Here is an 18,434-nt window from a genome sequence, read left to right on the forward strand (position 1 = left end):
CCTTAAATTAGAAAAGGGTTAAAGGTACAATCAGTTCTATCCGGTTACGGCCGTAGCCACCAAACACATCATCATCCAGTAAATGGCTGTATCTTATCCCGAGCGTTATAGGTACCTGGTTAAACCATGATGTATCAAAATAAACCTCGCCCCCTACCGACCTGAAATTGGCTTTAAATGGATTGCCATTAGTAAAAAAATCATTAGCATGGGTGTAATCGTAAAACAAATTACCCCGCAAACGTGAAATATAAAAGGCATTAGCTATTCCCGCGTCGGGATAGGCAATGGGGAAATGATAATTAACCCCCACCTTTTCTAACTGATATAAATTCTCGGCGGTATAGCCCCTGGCAAACGGGAAATTATTAGAGAAACTAATTACGCTATTCCTGTTTTTTTGTTGAAAGGCACCGGTAATAACAAGGTTGTGATTAGTTAACAAACCCGGTAAATATAAAGCGCCCGAAACCAGGAATTGGTTTGCATCGGCCCCGTGTATGGCATATTTATAATTCAACGAAAGGCTTTGCCCAAAACGCGGATAGATATTTTGTTTGGGCTGGCTAATATGATTGCTGATAGCGATGCTGCTATTTAAATAAGTATATGACCTGTCGGCAAAAGTGTTTCGGTAGGCGGCCTGAAAACTGGTGCTATTATAAATTACATCGGTACCGAATGATAAACGGGTGATCTGCGTACCATTAGTAAACAAAAGCGGCACGAGTGCGCCAACACGCAGCTCTGTCTCATTCCAGTATACATCGTTGCCTTTGTAATACCCTTTCCTGTCCACCGTATAGTTAACCGAGCCTGTTAAATAAGGATACAAACCACCATAAACCCCACCAAAGCCAAATTTTTTATACCCTTCATCGCGATTATAATTAAACAACAGGCTTGACTGGAAGGTGTTCAGTACATTTTCCCCTTCTAACGATATGGTATAATTAGGATCATTAAAATCGGGGATCAGGCTATGAAAATTAAACAGGTGATGCGCTTTGCTGTATTTGGTTACCGCTAAAGGTTCATCCTGCACTTTTGCCAGCACGTTTGCCGCCGAATCTTTTTCTAACGAGTGTATGCCAAAGTCGGATAAACTACCTGCTCCGTTCGTTGTAATATCCGTCCAGGTAATTGCTTTTTTGTCTGCCTCATGCACCTGATAGCCGTACGCCGTAAAACTTGTCCACGCCAATTTATTGTTGCTTACCGTGGGCTGATAATTGCCAATATCACCTTTCATTTCATTGGTATTTAACAAGTACAGCTTACGGTTTTTTGCATTCAGTGCAAACAAGCGATCGTTGTTACCAAGCGGTGCCGAAAAATAAATGGTATCATGCTTAACAACCGGGAAAGCGGACAGCGCTGTGGACAGCAGGTTATTTATCTTCCCGGTTTTAATATCAATAGTAGCCATGTGCATAGCGCCATCCTTACTGCGTACCGCAGAAACCAGCTGATCGTCACCATAAAACTTAGGATAGGTGTAAAACACATCCTGGGGATTAGGCACAACCGTTAACAGTTTGCCGTCTGCTGCGTTTAAAATGTGTATTTCGGTTTTACCGGATGGGGCTGTTTGCACGGCAACTATACGTTGTCCATCACTACTAAAATCTGGCGAAAAATATTTGGTGTGATGCGTTAGTTTTTTTTGCTCGCCGCTATTTATATCGAGCAGGCGCAGATCGCTATACGTGCGGTAGCCCCAGCGCGGATCAGGTACATACGCTGCATAAACAATTTTACCATTATGATAAGCAAAGTAATTATCCAGCGAAATATCCCTTATCCTGATATCTTTCTCAACACTCCCTTTTCTCATCACAAACTTATCGCGGTGTTTATACGAGCTTTTCATGTAAATCAATGTTTCATCATTTACATAAGCCGGATATTCCTGGTCGGCTATAAAATGCTGTTTCTTATTTGGCCGCGCATCCGGCATATCGCTAAACTTTTGTTTGAAAGATTGCAGGGCACCTGTCCTAAATTGATTAAAATCTACACCGGCATATCTTTTAAAACCGTTCTGAAAGGGGTAAAAAGGAGCTTTGAATGCCGCGGCATCATGTGTAACATTTTTCCAGAAATCGTTGCCATACTTTTCCCGGCCGTAGGCTACCAGCATATAGCCTAAGGGGTAGTGGTCGGGCACGTAATCAACATACGATCCATTCCTTAACTTCATGTAACTATAGTCCTTGCCAGCGGCCCACAAGGCCCGGTAACCATTAAAAAAATAAGGGATCCGTCCCCTGCCCTGTAAACTTACATGGGTTTCGTTATAAACGGCGTCGCCCTCAAAAAACCAATTAGGGATGGCCAGTTCGTTCCCAATGGCCTGCCCAGCTTCGCCAAACAATATGCGCAGAGCACGCGATGCGCCTACGTTAAAGTTATTGTATTGTTGCACATGGCGGTATTCATGTATGGCCAACTGATCGACCCAGTTAAGGCTACCTATTTCAAAGCTATTTTGCTCGGGCGTAAGGTAAAACTCGCTGCGAAAGGGGGCTAAACCCACATATGCGTTTGATATTGTATTTTGATTTTGCAGTACTACACTAATTTGTTTTTGCTTATAACCAATGGTTGGTAGTATAGGCCGGCTCATTTGGTAAATAATAGCTGCCACACGTTTACCCGCGCTATCCATACCTATCGGAAATATCACTTTAACCTCGGGGGAATTTACCTGGTTCCATTTTATAGATGGCGGGTTACCACCAAATTCCTGGGCGCGGCTTATATGGATAACAAATAACAATAAAAGTGTCGGTAATAGTTTAGCGATGTTGCGCATCAGGATAGCGATTGATTGGTGAAAATAACACAAAAACTCTGAAATTCAGAAAGCTGCTTACGGTTTATCAGGTAACTTTATAAAAAGGAGCCTTAAACAGATAGCTTAATCAAACAAAACACCAAAAAGAATAATTATGTTTATGTAAGATTTCACAGCCATGCTTAACAAGAAGACCCTCACCGTATTTCTAATTGCTAACAGTCTTTACATCCTTTATTTCATATTGTTGATGATATGGCTGAAGGAGCCCATTATTACCGACGTATTCCGCCAGCCCGTAATATTATCTAACAGTGTTTTGGCTATTATCCAAATTATCATGTCGGTATTAAGTTTAACGGTATATATTGGCCTTGCGTGGAGTTTAAGTCAATATCACGAGAAAGTGTGGGTTGTTATTTCGGTGTGGGTATACCTGTTGCTACAACTATATTTTAATATACTATCGGTGCTGAATATTTATCGTGTGCCCCTGCCCTATGTGTTTTACAATTATACAGCCTATATTAATTACGCTGTGTTGCTGTATATGATTGTTAGCCTGTTACTTGTGAAAGAAACTGTGATAAAAAACTATTACCGCTCGTTTGCCATCATTATCTTAATCTCCGTATTATTAGTACGCTTTACCCCAGTATTATACGATAAATATGGGTTAAAATGGGCGCTCATTAATCCCGGTATACTAAAGATCATTCCTTTTTTTGTAAGCTTGTTTTTGTTTATTAAGTTATCAAAGTTAGTTAACCGAAAAATTGCATCCATCAAAAATTAAAACCTTCCGCGCCGTTTTTTCTTTATCCTAAAAAGGATAATAATGGAAAAGCTATATACTGCTGTAGTAACGGCCACAGGTGGCCGCGACGGTCACATCAAATCATCAGACGGTATTATTGATCTGGAAATGAAGAAGCCTAAAGCATTGGGCGGCGAGGATGGCTATGCCAACCCCGAACTGTTGTTTGCAGGCGCATGGGGCAGCTGTTATTTAGGCGCACTAGGTTCGGTTGGTAAGCGAGATGGCGTAGATGTAACAGGGGCCACTACCGAAGTACATATTAGCTTTAACCGGGAAAGCGAAACATCTTATTTCCTGTCCGCTGAATTACATGTACATATCCCGGGACTGGACTTGGCCAAAACCCAAAAACTTGCCGATGCCGCACACAAAGGTTGCCCATATAGCAAAGCGACCCGCGGGAATATTGACGTGAAGATAATAGCGGTATAAAATGCTATCACAGCTTTTGCTTTCCCAGCACACTATGTTTATACCCATAGGTAAAGTACAGCGCCAGGCCTATTACAAGCCATACCAGGAAGCGTATCCAGCTTTGATAGGTAAGTTCAGTCATAAGATAAAAGCAGCTTATTAAACCTAAAACAGGTATCAGCGAAAGATTTTTTACTACTGATAGTATGGTAAGGATTAAAGACAATAAGATAAACAGAAAAAACGGAAAACGCTCGTGCACATTCTCGCCAGAGAACATATGGGTAAAGGGTTGCCAGAAAATGTACATCCCGGCAATAAATAGTATAGGCACTATAAACTTTGAATTAACATAAGGCAAATGGAACCGGCCTTTTACAGCGGCTTCACGCGGCATAAGTAATACCCCACCGCAAACCAGCACAAAGGCAAATAAAGTACCTATACTGGTCAAATCGGTTACCTCAGTAAGGTTCATAAACAATGCGGGTATAGCCACTACGAAACCCGTTACAATGGTAGCAAATGATGGGGTGTGATGTTTAGGGTGGATACGTGAAAATGCTTTTGGCAATAGCCCGTCCCTGCTCATGCTCATCCATATACGTGGTTGGCCCAACTGGAATATTAATAATACACTTGCGGTAGCTACTACGGCGCTAATGGATATTACATAACTGATCTTTTTCAATCCTACTTTAATAAAAACATAAGCCAGCGGATCGCCCACTTGCAGGTTTTTGTAACTCACCATGCCCGTTAATACTAAAGCGATAAGAATATAGAGCACAGTACAAATCACCAGTGAATAGATCATCCCGCGTGGCAAGTCACGCTGGGGGTTCCGGCACTCTTCGGCTGTAGTGGATATGGCATCAAAACCAATATAAGCGAAAAACACGCCCGATACCCCTTTCATTACCCCCCGGAACCCATTGGGCAAAAATGGGTGCCAGTTAGCCGGCGTAACGTAAAAGAAGCCGATAATAATTACCGCAATTACAATGGCGATCTTTAAAAACACCATAGCGTTGGTAGCTTTCTTAGTTTCGCGGATACCCACGTAAACCAAATACGTTATAGCAACTACAATAGCCAGTGCCGGTATGTTGGCAATCAGTTTTAGGCCGCCAATACCGGGCGCTGTATTCCAGGCCAAAGCGGCGGTCTTCATGGTGTCGGTTATATCTGCCAGGTGGCCGCTTTTAGTTAGGTCTATAATTTGCTCATGCGCCCTAAATGCTGTAAAATAATCTAAGGTTAAATATTCGGGCATGTGAATATGGAAACCCTCTAAAAAGTTAACAAAATAAGTGCTCCATGATATAGCCACAGCTATATTACCAATGGCATACTCCATCAATAAATCCCAGCCGATAATCCAGGCTATCAGTTCGCCAAAAGTAGCGTAAGCATAAGTGTAAGCGCTGCCGGCAACTGGTATACGCGATGCAAATTCAGCATAACATAAAGCCGAAAAGCCGCACGTAATAGCAGTAATGATAAACAAAATAGTAACACCCGGCCCTCCCTGAAAAGATGCCTCACCGATGGTAGAGAATATCCCCGCGCCTACCACGGCCGCTATCCCCATTAAGGTAAGGTCCTTAACGGTTAGTTCTTTTTTTAAATGGTTTGAAGAATGTTCGCTATCGCTAAAGCCACTTTTAACATCAGTAAGAATGTGTTCGAGAGATTTTTTACGGAAAAGGTTTTTCGACATACGGTGTTTAAATCTGCAAACCAAACATACTGATTTTTTCGCATAGTGATAATCACTTAAAACCTTGCCCGCAAAAGTCTATTAAACAAAGTGCAGCAATAGCTATTGCTGCACTTTTATATTTTACGCTATGCTTTCTTTTTTCTGCGTGATGCTTTGGTCGTAAACTCATCAAGCTCGTCCTGGTGTCTTCGTCGCCTGCGTACTACAAGGATAATAAACACAATAATTATAATGCCTGCAACTATCAATACTATTGTTGCGCCGCTTAACCCCTGCCACTTCCCAAAAGTGAGATACTGATCTGTACCGTCCAGTTCCGGAGGAGATTTAATGCTTTTAAAAAAGGCATTCATCTCTTTAGATGCTACGTCCTGCCTGGCTTCATCATATAAGTACTGGAAAGTATAGGTTACCGGCCTGGTATACCATATCTGAAATTTGCGCAGTTGTACCCCGCTGCCGGTATCCGTACGTAATACAAACTGACGGATCTCTAATTTATTAATAATGGTATCATGATCGTCTGTGATGGTGCCCTCCGACAGACTGGCCTGCACCTTACGGATATACTCCTTAAAAACGTTGTTAAGGTCCTTCTCCTTTTTTAAAGGCTTATTGGTTGGTGGATTTGGCGACCGGCTGATGATAATATATCCATAGCGCGAATTGGCGGTATAGGTTTGCTGCCCCAGTGTATCCAGCTTATGAAAATCAGCCGGTAGTTTTACACTGATCAGGCTATCTAATTTTACAGTTTTCGTCACCTCCTGACTATATCCCATCAGGGCGACAAGTATTATGCTAAAACTTATTAATATCTTTTTCATGGTTGGATAATAACTGTAAAACCGTTAAATAAGTTTTGCTTACTGACTAATTTGAATGGTTATTAATTATTTAGCCGGCATAAATACAATCCAAATACAGGTAGTTTCGGCTCAGGCGGCCATTGCTATTGTGTACATTTTACACTTAGTAAACCATAATGCAGTTTGTGTTTGCTACCTTTGCAGCAATGCAACAACAGGCTACTTATTTATATCCCAAAACAATGCTGCGCATGGCCGTAGGCTGCATGTTTTTTATTGCGGGGATATGCTTTGCCAGCTGGGCATCGCGTATTGCCAGCATACAGCAAACTTTAGGTTTAACTGATGCTGCCTTGGGCGCTGTTCTTTTCACCTTACCAGTAGGCTTAATGTTATCCTTACCATTCGCGGGTTGGGTTATCAGCAAAACCGGTAGCCGTAACCTGTTAATTATTGCTGTGACTTTTTATGGGATAGCCCTGGTTGGCTTAGGTTCCGCGCGACAAATATGGCAGTTGATAACCTGTTTATTATGCTTTGGCTTTGCCAGTAATAATGTAAATATTGCGGTAAATACCCAGGCCGTAAGCGCTGAACGCCTATACGGGAAACCCATCATGGCGTCGTTTCATGGTTTGTGGAGCCTGGCTGGCTTTGCCGGTGCGGGGATCGGGACGTTTATGATAGGCAAAAACATCATTCCACAGCATCATTTTATAATGATATTAATAGTGATGATCGCCGGGGTGGTTTATTGTTCGCGCTATCTGAATAATGATAAAAGCGGCGCAAGCGAAGGACCTGTATTTGTAATGCCCGATAGATCGTTAATTAAGTTAGGCATTATAGCCTTTTGTTCGCTGATGTGCGAAGGTGCTATGTTTGATTGGAGTGTAATTTATTTCAAGAAAGTGATATCAGCTGAAGGGGCCTGGATTGGCGCAGGTTACACTGCCTTTATGCTAACCATGGCCAGCGGCCGCTTTATTGCCGATTGGTTTGCGCACCGCTTTGGCTTAAAACGCATTTTACAGGTTAGCGGATCGCTTACCGCGTTGGGATTGATCATAGCCGTGGCCTGCCCCTATTTATATACTGCCATCGGCGGCTTCCTGCTTGTTGGCTTTGGTGTTTCATCTGTAGTGCCCATGGTTTATAGTGCAGCCGGCCGGTCAAAAACCATGTCGCCGGGTGTGGCATTGGCGGCTGTATCAACCATTGGTTTTATAGGTTTTTTGGTTGGACCACCCGTTATAGGGTTTATTGCCGGCGTGACAGGCAGCCTGCGTTATTCCTTTATGCTGATAGCTGCCATGGGTGTTAGCGTGGTGGTAGTATCTACAAAAGCGAAGCTTTCTTAAGTCTAAAGTTAGAAGTCCTAAGATTCGTATTGTTTTTCTAAATAAAACTTCGACTCAGGACTTAAGACTTAATGTATAGTATACTCAAATTCTTCGTAACCGTTCTTAATGAACAGCTTTAAAGGCTGTTTCGGTTCATCCATATCCAGCGAAAGCTGCGCGATGATGGTTGGCAGATTATCCCTGATCACCTTCAAATCGGTAACATGCGGCATGGTGATGTGGATGTCATCGCCAAGCGGCGTTATTTCCCAGTCTTTCAGGTTAGCTTTGTGCAATATGTCGAGCCATTTTTGTTGGTATGGGTTCATAATAACAGATTTTATTATGAAAGGCATTTAGCTGCTAAAAAGTTTGACTGTATAACAAAAAATGTCATTTCGAACGAGGTACAAGGGGAAATCTTATACGTTTTATATATCGTGTGTATAAGATTTCTCCCTTCGGTCGAAATGACATGTAGGATGGACTAACGGTCTTTATTTTTTCACCGAAAACTTATAAATAGTTGTGGTTTTATAAGTTTGACCTGGTTTTAATTCGGTACTTGGGAAAGCTGGCTTATTAGGCGAATCAGGATAATGTTGTGTTTCCAGGCAAAGGCCGGTACGGAAATCGTTTTTTGCCCCGCCTTTTATAGCGTATTTACCCGCCATAAAGTTCCCGCTATAAAATTGGATGCCAGGCTCGGTAGTATAAACCTGCATTTGTATGCCTGTTTTATCGCCAACAAGGGTTGTAATAGCTTTGCCGATATCGTGTTGGTTAAGTACCCAGTTATGGTCATATCCCTTCCCGTTCTTCAATTGTTCGTCCTTGTTCCCTATACGCGCTCCAATCGCGGTTGCTGCACGAAAATCAAACGGGGTGCCGGCAACCGGGGTGATTTTGCCCGTAGGGATCAGGGTAGTATCAACAGGCGTGTACGCATCAGCATCAATCTGCAAAATATGATCTAATATGGTACCACTGCCACAACCATTCAGGTTCCAGTAGGCATGGTTGGTTAAATTTACTATAGTAGGTTTATCAGTAGTAGCTTCATAGCTTATTTTTAAGCTATTATCATCCTGCAAATCATATACAACTTTCACATTCAGGTTACCCGGGAAGCCCATTTCTCCATCTTTAGACAGATAATCTATTTCCAAAGCATGGTCATTCAACTGTTTAGCATCCCAAACCTTGGTATCGAAGCCTTCTTTGCCACCATGTAAGGTGTTGGGGCCATTATTTACTGAAAGGTTGTAAGTTTTACCTTCTAAACTAAACGTGGCTTTACCAATACGGTTACCGTAACGGCCAATAGTAGCGCCATAAAAATCGCCGGCTACCTGGTATGTGCCCAGGCTGTCAAAGCCAACAACCACATCGGTCATAACCCCGTCTTTGTTAGGTACCACTAAACCCACCAGCCTGCCACCCCAATTGGTAATAGCTGCCTGTACCCCATTTTTATTTTTAAGGTAATACAAGTTTGTTTTCTTACCGTCAATTGTCTTTTGGAAGCCTGCGGCTGCGGGTAAGGCTGCGGTGGTTTTTGTAGTAGTACTTGTTGATGTACTATCGGTTGTGGTACTTGTGCTGCTACCTTTTGGTTGATTACATGCGGTTATGCCCGCAATGCCTGCCAATAAAATTATTGCATAGTGTTTTTTTAAGCTGTTGTTCATTTGGTAAGTTTATGTTGGTTTATAATTGTAAATTTAACAGTAATAATTTCTGAATTGCTAATTTGGTAAAAAGATTTCTAATCTTTTCTATTTCAGAAGCGTCAAAAGAATGATGTTACTTAAACAATTTGATTTTTACAGTTAAAAAGTCAACTATTTTCAATATTTACGTTAGCTTAACACTAAATCATTAAAGCTATTCGGCTAAACATATTACATTTGCATCGCAAAACAAAAGCGGCAATTGTTTAAGCAGGCAAAGAAAATGATTTTAATTAATGAGCACCGAGGATAAGCTTTCACCTGTACAACCCCAAAAACGCAGTTCATTTATACGTGGCCTGGAAGATTTCTTCCTGAGTATTTATCGTATCTATCTGTTTGTGGCCCGTTTTTTTAAAGAGGTATTTTTACCCCCTTACGAGTGGAATGAAGTGGTGAAGCAGTGTTACCAGGTTGGTGTGCGCTCTTTTACGCTGATAACCGTTACAGGCTTTATTGTGGGTGTGATATTCACTAAGCAATCGCGCCCATCGTTAGCTGAATTTGGGGCCACATCCTGGCTGCCAGGATTAGTTTCTATAGCCATTATGCGCGCGTTGGCACCGTTGGTTACCGCTTTAATTGCCGCCGGCAAGGTAGGTTCAAGCATTGGTGCCGAATTAGGGTCCATGCGGGTAACCGAGCAAATTGACGCCATGGAGGTATCGGGCACCAAGCCTTTTAAATATTTGGTATGCACCCGTGTTATTGCTACAACCGTTGCTATACCTTTATTAGCCACTTATGTGGGCTTTATTGCCCTATTAGGCGGTTTCCTGAATGTTAATGCCGGCGAAGGGACTACTTTTAGCACTTACATGCAACAGGTTTTTGAACCGTTGACATTTATTGATTTTGAAGCATCGTTGGCAAAATCAATTGTGTTTGGTTTTACCATAGGTATAGTGAGCTGCTACCAGGGCTTTTTTGCTGACAAAGGGACCGAAGGCGTAGGCAAAGCGGCCAATGCATCGGTAGTTACGGCTATGTTTTTAGTATTTATTGAAGAGGTAATTATTGTACAGATAGCCGGCTGGTTCCGCTAATATATATGAAGAAACCTACAGGACATATCGACTATAACGACACGGTAATTAATATACGGGGGCTGAAAAAATCATTTGGCGACCTGCATATATTGAGAGGTGTCGACCTGGATCTTTACCAGGGTGAAAACCTGGTGGTTTTAGGCCGTTCAGGCATGGGCAAGTCAGTTTTGATCAAGATCATCTCGGGGTTACTTAAAGCAGATTCGGGCAGCGTTAAAGTGCTTGGAAGGGAAGTAACAACCATTAGTGACAGGGATTTGCAGGAATTAAGACTTGATATCGGGTTCTCGTTCCAAAACAGCGCTTTGTATGATAGTATGACCGTACGTAAAAACCTGGAGTTTCCATTAGTACGTAATCAGCCTAAACTGACACGGGCTGAAATAGATACTGCGGTTGAAACAGTGCTTGACGCGGTTGGACTGTCGCAAACAATTAATCAAATGCCATCTGAATTATCGGGTGGGCAGCGTAAACGTATAGGTATAGCGCGTACTTTGATATTACAGCCTAAAATAATGTTGTATGATGAGCCGACTGCAGGACTGGACCCTATTACGTGCATCGAGATCAATGATCTGATAAACGAAGTGCAGCAACGCTATAAAACATCATCGATAATAATTACACACGATATGACCTGCGCTAAAAGTACAGGCGACAGGATAGCCATACTGCTGGACGGACAGTTTCAGCGACAAGGCAACTTTGACGAAGTGTTTGATACGGACGATAGCCGTGTTAAACCATTTTATGACTATAACTTTATACAATAATCACAATTATGGATACAGGAGAAAGTAAACGGGCCCTTATTGTAGGCATATTCATTGCACTGGGCATTGTAATATTTGTTGTGGGTATTTTTACACTGGGCAGCAATCAAAAAACCTTTGGCGGCGGCATACAGATAAGTGCGGTATTTGACGACGTTGCCGGTTTGAAAAAAGGCGGGGCCGTTTGGTTCTCAGGCGTTAAAGTGGGCACCATAAACAGTATACGTTTTAAGGGCGTTTCGCAGGTTGATGTGCGCATGACTGTTGATAAAAGCCTGCAATCGTACATCCACCGCAACGCGGGTGTAAGGATCAGTTCGGATGGTTTGATCGGGAATAAGATCATTGTAATAGATGGGGGCAGCCCGCAGGCGCCACCTGTGCAGGATGGCGATGTTTTACAGGCCGAAAAATTACTATCAACCGATGATATTACCAAAACCCTGCAACAAAATAACCTTAACATCCTGGCTATAACTACCGATTTTAAGAAAGTAAGTCGCCAGATAGTTGAGGGTAAAGGCATGGTTGGCGCTTTAATGGGTGATACGGTACTGGCTATGAAATTTCGCACCATTGTGCAAAACCTGAATAATACAACCGCTGCCACCACACGCATGGCTATAGAACTGGATAAGTTTGGCGCTAAATTAAATAGTAAAGGTACTTTGGTTGATAATTTAATGACCGATACCAGCACTTACCGTAAGCTGCGCGCATCGGTAAATAATTTACAGCAAACTACTGCCAGCGCGGCCGAAATGGTTGATAATTTAAACAAAACCAGCAGCAAGCTTAACAACAAGGATAATATACTTAACGTATTATTAGATGACCCTAAAGCGGCAGCTAAGGTGCGCACCAGTATAGATAATTTGCAGCAAAGTTCTATCAAGTTAAATGATGATCTTGAAGCTGCACAACATAACTTCTTTTTGAAAGGTTTTTTTAAGGATAAAGCAAAAAAGGCGAAAGAAGATAGCTTGAAGAAAGCTGGGAGATAATTTAGGATAGCATCAAGATTTAAGAGCCAGGAATCAAGGTATTTAGTTTACTCTTGATTCCTGGCTCTTAACTTTTATATCTTACTTCTTGACTTTTTGCTCTTGGCTCTCTTCCGGCATCCCCACTCCTACCAATTCTTCTTCATGTTCTTCTGCTGCCTCTGCAGTTGCGTAATTAAGTTTACGAAAACGCCACAATGCAAAAGCCGGTTCCTGGAATTTATTGATCAGCTTAAAATATTTGGGGAAATTATGTACTTCGTCTAACAGTAAGCCGGGCACTATGCCATTATTATCCAATATTTCACGGATAGTGTATTCCTTGTCTTTAGTTATCCAAATCTCAAAATCGCGCCTTATTTCTTCGGCTTTTTCCGGATCAATCTTTGCATCAATACAAACTACTTTATCTCCCGGTTTCATAAATTTGCTCCTTTGTTTAGTGGTTGCAAATATATAACCAACAAGGCAGGAATTGGTTGTAAAAATGTCATTTCCTGAACATCGTTATCGGGCGTATCATACCTGAATGTAAAGTATATTATTCAGCTATTGCTTCCTGAACTGCAGCCTGTGGCCTGCCGTTTTTAAATGCTTCGCGTGGTTTTAAGCCTAATATCTCAAACATGGCCATATCGGTATCGAATGACGGGTTTGGCGTGGTTAGTAACTTATCACCGGCAAAAATAGAGTTAGCGCCTGCCATAAAGCAAAAAGCCTGCTCTACAGTAGTCATTTCTGTACGACCGGCCGATAGCCTTACCACGGTTTTAGGCATAATTATTCGGGTAGTTGCTATCATACGCACCATATCCCAAACAGATACTTTAGCCTGATCGGCCAATGGTGTGCCCTTTACGGGAACCAAAGCATTAATTGGTACGGATTCGGGGTGTTTAGGCAAGTTGCTTAATGTCTTCAGCATCGATATACGGTCTTCAACCGTTTCACCTAAGCCAATGATACCACCGCTGCAAACCGTAATTTTCGCTTTGCGCACATGCTCTAAAGTTTGCAGGCGCTCGTCGTAAGTACGTGTAGTGATAATACGTTTGTAATCATCTTCGGATGTATCCAGGTTATGGTTATAGGCATATAAGCCAGCGTCGGCTAAGCGTTGCGCCTGGCTTTCTGTAAGCATACCCAGTGTACAACAAACTTCCATATCCAGTTCGTTAACGGCTTTCACCATTTCAATTACCTTATCAAAATCTTTATTATCGCGTACCTCGCGCCAGGCCGCGCCCATACATAACCTCGAAGCACCGCCAGCTTTAGCTTTCTCGGCCGCGGCAACAACTTCGTGTTTCGGTAATATGGCATGCACATCAACGCCGGTGCTGTAACGCGCGGCTTGCGGGCAATAAGCGCAATCTTCAGGGCAGCCACCGGTTTTTATCGAGATAAGCGAACTGATCTGCACTTCCGAATAATCTTTATTCTCGCGATGTATTGTTGCCGCGCGGTAAACCAGGTCTAATAACGGGGTATGGTATATTTCGGCTATTTCCTCTTTAGTCCAGTTGTTACGTACTTCAGTCATATTTTTAAATGATGTATTTCAGGGCTCAAATTTATAATAAAAGCTTGCTTGCTAACCACAATGGCAGAAAAAATCCGATACAATCGGTAAAAGTGGTAATGATAATGGACGATGCCACAGCCGGATCTATCCCTACCCTTTTCAAAATCAGCGGGATACCGGCACCGGTTAAACCGGCAACAATTAAGTTACCTGTCATAGCCAGGAACAATACCAGGCCAAGCATAGGGTTTTTATCGTAAAATAAAGCCACCAGGAACACGATTATCCCATTAGCGGCACCATTTATCAGTCCCACCAAAAACTCTTTTAAAACGGTGTTGTAAGCTTGTTTATCCGAAAGGTCGCTGAGTGATATACGCCTGACCGTTACTGCGAGGGCTTGCGTCGCTGTATTACCGCCCATCCCTGCTATAATGGTCATATAGGCTGATATGATGGTCAGTTTTTCTAAAGTACCGTTAAACCCACGGATGATGGATGCTGCCAGGAAAGCTGTCGCAAGGTTAATGATCAACCAGGGTAAACGGCTTTTTACCGCTTCTATCCAGTTACCGCTCAGTTCCTCATCCTCGCTAACACCAGCTATTTTCAAAATATCTTCGGTGTTCTCCTCCTCCATTACGTCGATGATATCATCAACCGTAACACGACCCAGCAAGCGCATATTATCATCAACAACGGGGATACTGGTCAGGTTGTATTGTGATATCAGTTTGGCAACCTCTTCCTGATCAAGGTCGGCTTTAATGTAAACGTAATCGGTTTTCATCAGTTCGCCTACCAGTGAATTACTGCGGGCTTTGATAATATCTTTTACCGAAACGATACCCTGCAAAACATCGGCATTATCAACCGCGTAGATGGTATAAAACTCTTCCATTTCCTCGGATTGACGGATGACTTCATCCAGCGCGCCTTTTTTATTTAAGTTGACGTTGACCTTGATGAGGTCGGTATTCATCAAACCGCCGGCGGTTTCCTCGTCATAATTTAACAGGGCGCGGATGCTGGTGGCATCTTCCTGGTCAATATCGGCTAATATTTCCTGCTGGTCTTCTTCGGTAAGTTGAGATATGATATCTGTTGCATCATCATAATCCAGTTCTTCAATAATTTCCGATCGTTTTTCGGGATGCAGGCCCACCAGTAATTCGCCGGGGTTGTGCTCCTCGTCCATTTCGGAAATCACGTCCGATGCTAAATCGGCAGGAAGAATATTGATAATGCGTTCGCGGGCTTCAACCGGCAATTTCTCGAATAGAATAGCAATCTCTGAAGAATGGTACTCCTGCAAAACATTTTTAAGTTCTGCATCGCTACCATCTAATGCTGCCTGTATTTTAAGCAGATCGGATTTATTAATTTCAAAAGATTGCATATGCGGACAAAATACGCATAAAATGGGCAAAGTTCAATAATAAGGGCGATTTATTCGCCCCCGAAATGTTTTGCCGGAAAAGTATAAATGACTATGCTACCTTGTTTAGTTTGTATGAAATATTCTCGTGGTTAATAACCAATTCATTCATACCAATAGATTCGATCTTGATCTTACGGTCGCCGGTACGGTCATAATTATGTATCAGCAGGTAAAGGTCTTCGTTGTTTTTAATTAAACGAAATGGCGATACAATAGTACCCGATAACTGGTTAGCATTGTAAGTTTTGATCTTCAGTAAATAGCGTGCAAAGTCAAACTCAAAGCGTTTATCATTTTCCAGATAAATGCCAATAGGTAAAAAATTATTCATAATGTTAAAAAGTTTGTTCTGTGGGATTATTAACCAATAACAAACAATATTAACCCTTGTTTTAAAAATTAAATTTTGTGTGCGTGACGATTATTACAAAAAAGAAAAAAACCGATATTAAACTACGTGATTAAATTTGGCCTTAACACCGGCGATATTTTCCAGCTTATTTAAGGTTTGGTTAACCTGCATTTTGCGGATGGCTACAGTAATGCTGCAATTGTTATCGAAGTGCTGGTTTAAAACTGTTAGCTGGTCATCTTTTACAATTTTCATCACCTCATTCATTTGCAGATATTCAAAATCTATAGTATAAATATCTTTGACCGTTTGTTCAGTGATTTTAGCTTCGGCTAAAGCCATTTCTGTTGCCGATTTATAGGCGTTGATTAATCCCGGTACACCTAATAATGTTCCGCCAAAATAACGGACAACCACAACTAATATATTAGTGAGGTTTTTAGATAGTAGTACATTTAAAATCGGCCTGCCGGCAGTTCCGGAAGGTTCACCATCGTCATTAACGCGAAAAACAGAACGGTCAGGGCTTAAACGCATAGCCCAGCAATGGTGGTTTGCTTTCGAGTGTTCAGATTTTAATTGTACGACGATTTCTTTAATTTCTGATTCGGTACGAATAGGATAAGCAAAAGCTAAAAACTTGCTACCCCTATCGCGGAAAACAGCTTCGGCAGGCTGTGTTATGGTGAGGTAAGTATCGTCAAAAAGCATTAATGAGTTTGTGAGTAAGCTATAACTACAATCGCTACAATAGCCAGTATTATGCCAAATTTATTTAACGCGCTTAATTTTTCTTTAAATACGATGAGCCCTATAAGCGCGCCCAGTGTAATTACCCCGATATTCATAGCTGAGAATACCGTTGAGGGATTGCCCGATAAAGCCTGGTGCGCTTTTAGATAGAACAGAATATTACCAAAATTGGCTATCCCCAGCACCCAGCCGAAAAATATATGGCGAATGGTAAATTTAATACGTTTGGTAGCTACCATAAACAACAATATCACTTGCGATATAACAAAGGCTAACCCATAAATGGCAAATAAGGATGTGGTGTAGGGCACTGTTTTAAACAGCGCTACCTGTTTAAACAAAACATCAATTACCCCCATGCCCAAAAACACAACTACCAGATATATCCATGAGTTTGCTGGGGCCGGTCCACCATTAGCATCCTGTTTTTGCCATGGGATGGAACAGATAATAGCGAACACACCTATCAACAGCCCTGCAAACTTTATCCACGTAAAAGTTTCATTAAACAACAAAAATGCGGCAATTAATGGTATAAACAGCGAAAGCCGTTGTGCTATATCTGTCCGCACAATGCCGGTTATTTTTACCGATAAGCCAATAATAACAAACAGCACCGGCAGCAGCACTGCCAATACTCCGTATAAGTACATCGGTTCGGCCTGTAAACTACTTAAATGCGGTTTATAAAATAGCCACGTAAGTAACATGGCTATGGAATAGTTCCACGCTATGGCTTGAAAAATATCAATGCTATAGCGCCTGGCCAGTTTCAATAAAACCGACACAATTACACTGCAGCAAACACTTAGTAAAACGTATATCATTAATGAGTTTTAGTTTGATAAATGATCTCCAGATCATCATCCCCTATCTTATATTTCTCTTTATTAAATCCTTTTATTACAGGGATTTGAATTCCACTACCTAAAGTTTTATTACCGGCAAATATCCGGGCTTCGTCCCATAGATCAGTTTCGATAAAAGATTTCAGTGTGGCCGCCCCGCCCTCAATAATTACCGATTGTATATCCTGCAAATACAGTTGGAACATGATGTATTGCGGTACGTAATTGTCAAAATCTTCTAAGGCTATATACTTTATTTTGCCCTCAATATCGGTCTTAATTTCATTAAAAACTAATGTTTCTACCAATTGGTCAAACAGGTTTAGATCATGACTCAATTCTAATCGCCTGTCTATCAGCACCCGTTTAGGTGAACGGCCTTCCCAATCGCGTACATTTAATTGCGGGTTATCAACACGGGCGGTATTTTTCCCAACCAAAACCGCGTCTTCTTCGCTGCGCCATTTGTGCACCAGCTTGCGTGCTTCCAGACCCGAGATCCAATATTGGCTATCGTTATCCGGGGCAAAAAAACCGTCCTGTGTTTGCGCCCATTTAAGGATAATGTAAGGCCTTTGTTTTTGCACACGGGTAAAAAAGCGCCTGTTTAAAGCCAGGCATTCTTTTTCCATCACACCTGTAATAACTTCAATACCGGCATCGTGCAGCTTCTCTATCCCCTTTCCATTCACTTGCAAGAACGGGTCACGGCAACCGATAACTACTTTGGGGATGCGGTGTTTAATGATCAGATCGGCACAGGGTGGCGTTTTACCATAATGTGCACAGGGTTCCAGCGATACATAAATAGTCGATTCGCGCAGCAATTCTTCAGCATTATCATGCTTAGTTAACACACTGTTTACGGCGTTTACCTCGGCATGGGCTTCCCCATATTTCTGATGGTAACCTTCGCCAATTATCGTGTCGTTATGCACAATCACAGCGCCCACCATAGGGTTTGGGCTTACATAACCCATGCCTAAACTGGCAAGTTCAAGGCAGCGTTGTAAATATTTATGGTGATTGGGCATGGTGCAA

The 18,434-nt window shown here is 42.0% G+C and carries 18 protein-coding genes; 6 read left to right on the plus strand and 12 right to left on the minus strand.

Annotated elements, in window-relative coordinates; all coding sequences use genetic code 11:
• Positions 1 to 7: 7 nt before the first annotated feature.
• Entirely contained in the window at positions 8 to 2,818 is a 2,811-nt protein-coding gene (locus IRJ18_RS09190; protein WP_194105884.1) for a PQQ-binding-like beta-propeller repeat protein, read from the minus strand.
• Between the two features lie 160 nt (positions 2,819 to 2,978).
• Between IRJ18_RS09190 and IRJ18_RS09195 the strand changes: the two genes are divergently transcribed.
• Positions 2,979 to 3,596, plus strand: a complete 618-nt coding sequence (locus IRJ18_RS09195) for a hypothetical protein (protein ID WP_194105885.1) — start codon at positions 2,979 to 2,981, stop codon at positions 3,594 to 3,596.
• 42 nt (positions 3,597 to 3,638) lie between these two features.
• The gene (locus tag IRJ18_RS09200) at positions 3,639 to 4,052 is read left to right on the plus strand and encodes an organic hydroperoxide resistance protein (protein WP_194105886.1); all 414 of its coding nucleotides are present in this window, start codon (positions 3,639 to 3,641) and stop codon (positions 4,050 to 4,052) included.
• Positions 4,053 to 4,059: 7 nt separating this feature from the next.
• On the opposite strand, the gene IRJ18_RS09205 is transcribed toward IRJ18_RS09200, so the two are convergent.
• Positions 4,060 to 5,757, minus strand: coding sequence for an amino acid permease (locus IRJ18_RS09205; protein WP_194105887.1), 1,698 nt, complete (start codon positions 5,755 to 5,757; stop codon positions 4,060 to 4,062).
• Between the two features lie 128 nt (positions 5,758 to 5,885).
• Positions 5,886 to 6,587: a hypothetical protein gene (locus tag IRJ18_RS09210; RefSeq protein ID WP_194105888.1), complete on the minus strand. Its 702-nt coding sequence runs from the start codon at positions 6,585 to 6,587 to the stop codon at positions 5,886 to 5,888.
• Between the two features lie 158 nt (positions 6,588 to 6,745).
• Here IRJ18_RS09210 and IRJ18_RS09215 point away from each other — a divergent pair, with 158 nt between their 5' ends.
• On the plus strand, positions 6,746 to 7,930 hold the full coding sequence (locus tag IRJ18_RS09215) for an MFS transporter (protein WP_228072662.1): 1,185 nt from the start codon (positions 6,746 to 6,748) through the stop codon (positions 7,928 to 7,930).
• 68 nt (positions 7,931 to 7,998) lie between these two features.
• Here the strand turns inward: IRJ18_RS09215 and IRJ18_RS09220 are convergent, their stop codons facing one another.
• Both IRJ18_RS09220 and IRJ18_RS09225 read right to left on the minus strand, forming a co-directional pair.
• Positions 7,999 to 8,241: a hypothetical protein gene (locus tag IRJ18_RS09220; protein ID WP_194105889.1), complete on the minus strand. Its 243-nt coding sequence runs from the start codon at positions 8,239 to 8,241 to the stop codon at positions 7,999 to 8,001.
• Between the two features lie 168 nt (positions 8,242 to 8,409).
• Positions 8,410 to 9,603 (minus strand): aldose epimerase family protein, encoded by a 1,194-nt coding sequence (locus tag IRJ18_RS09225; protein WP_194105890.1) that lies wholly within the window; start codon positions 9,601 to 9,603, stop codon positions 8,410 to 8,412.
• A gap of 278 nt (positions 9,604 to 9,881) precedes the next feature.
• Between IRJ18_RS09225 and IRJ18_RS09230 the strand changes: the two genes are divergently transcribed.
• The 3 genes from IRJ18_RS09230 to IRJ18_RS09240 are packed head-to-tail and all read left to right on the plus strand — an operon-like array spanning position 9,882 to position 12,474.
• A complete protein-coding gene (locus IRJ18_RS09230; RefSeq protein WP_194105891.1) occupies positions 9,882 to 10,691 on the plus strand; it encodes an MlaE family ABC transporter permease in 810 nt (269 codons plus the stop codon).
• 5 nt (positions 10,692 to 10,696) lie between these two features.
• Complete coding sequence (locus IRJ18_RS09235) at positions 10,697 to 11,470, plus strand: ABC transporter ATP-binding protein (protein ID WP_194105892.1); 774 nt, start codon at positions 10,697 to 10,699, stop codon at positions 11,468 to 11,470.
• An 8-nt stretch (positions 11,471 to 11,478) separates the two neighbouring features.
• Positions 11,479 to 12,474 (plus strand): MlaD family protein, encoded by a 996-nt coding sequence (locus IRJ18_RS09240; protein ID WP_194105893.1) that lies wholly within the window; start codon positions 11,479 to 11,481, stop codon positions 12,472 to 12,474.
• An 81-nt stretch (positions 12,475 to 12,555) separates the two neighbouring features.
• On the opposite strand, the gene IRJ18_RS09245 is transcribed toward IRJ18_RS09240, so the two are convergent.
• From IRJ18_RS09245 to ribD, 7 genes are all read right to left on the minus strand, one after another.
• On the minus strand, positions 12,556 to 12,897 hold the full coding sequence (locus IRJ18_RS09245) for a hypothetical protein (RefSeq protein ID WP_194105894.1): 342 nt from the start codon (positions 12,895 to 12,897) through the stop codon (positions 12,556 to 12,558).
• A 118-nt stretch (positions 12,898 to 13,015) separates the two neighbouring features.
• Positions 13,016 to 14,017 (minus strand): biotin synthase BioB, encoded by a 1,002-nt coding sequence (gene bioB, locus IRJ18_RS09250; protein WP_194105895.1) that lies wholly within the window; start codon positions 14,015 to 14,017, stop codon positions 13,016 to 13,018.
• A 31-nt stretch (positions 14,018 to 14,048) separates the two neighbouring features.
• Positions 14,049 to 15,398: a magnesium transporter gene (gene mgtE, locus IRJ18_RS09255; RefSeq protein WP_194105896.1), complete on the minus strand. Its 1,350-nt coding sequence runs from the start codon at positions 15,396 to 15,398 to the stop codon at positions 14,049 to 14,051.
• A 91-nt stretch (positions 15,399 to 15,489) separates the two neighbouring features.
• Positions 15,490 to 15,771, minus strand: coding sequence for a hypothetical protein (locus tag IRJ18_RS09260; RefSeq protein WP_194105897.1), 282 nt, complete (start codon positions 15,769 to 15,771; stop codon positions 15,490 to 15,492).
• 117 nt (positions 15,772 to 15,888) lie between these two features.
• Positions 15,889 to 16,503, minus strand: a complete 615-nt coding sequence (locus IRJ18_RS09265; protein WP_194105898.1) for an IMPACT family protein — start codon at positions 16,501 to 16,503, stop codon at positions 15,889 to 15,891.
• The gene (locus IRJ18_RS09270; RefSeq protein ID WP_194105899.1) at positions 16,503 to 17,372 is read right to left on the minus strand and encodes a DMT family transporter; all 870 of its coding nucleotides are present in this window, start codon (positions 17,370 to 17,372) and stop codon (positions 16,503 to 16,505) included. The genes IRJ18_RS09265 and IRJ18_RS09270 overlap by 1 nt, the downstream gene beginning before the upstream one ends.
• Positions 17,372 to 18,427, minus strand: a complete 1,056-nt coding sequence (gene ribD / locus IRJ18_RS09275; protein WP_194105900.1) for a bifunctional diaminohydroxyphosphoribosylaminopyrimidine deaminase/5-amino-6-(5-phosphoribosylamino)uracil reductase RibD — start codon at positions 18,425 to 18,427, stop codon at positions 17,372 to 17,374. The genes IRJ18_RS09270 and ribD overlap by 1 nt, the downstream gene beginning before the upstream one ends.
• Positions 18,428 to 18,434: the final 7 nt, after the last annotated feature.

The organism is Mucilaginibacter boryungensis, assembly GCF_015221995.1.
Classification (GTDB): domain Bacteria; phylum Bacteroidota; class Bacteroidia; order Sphingobacteriales; family Sphingobacteriaceae; genus Mucilaginibacter; species Mucilaginibacter boryungensis.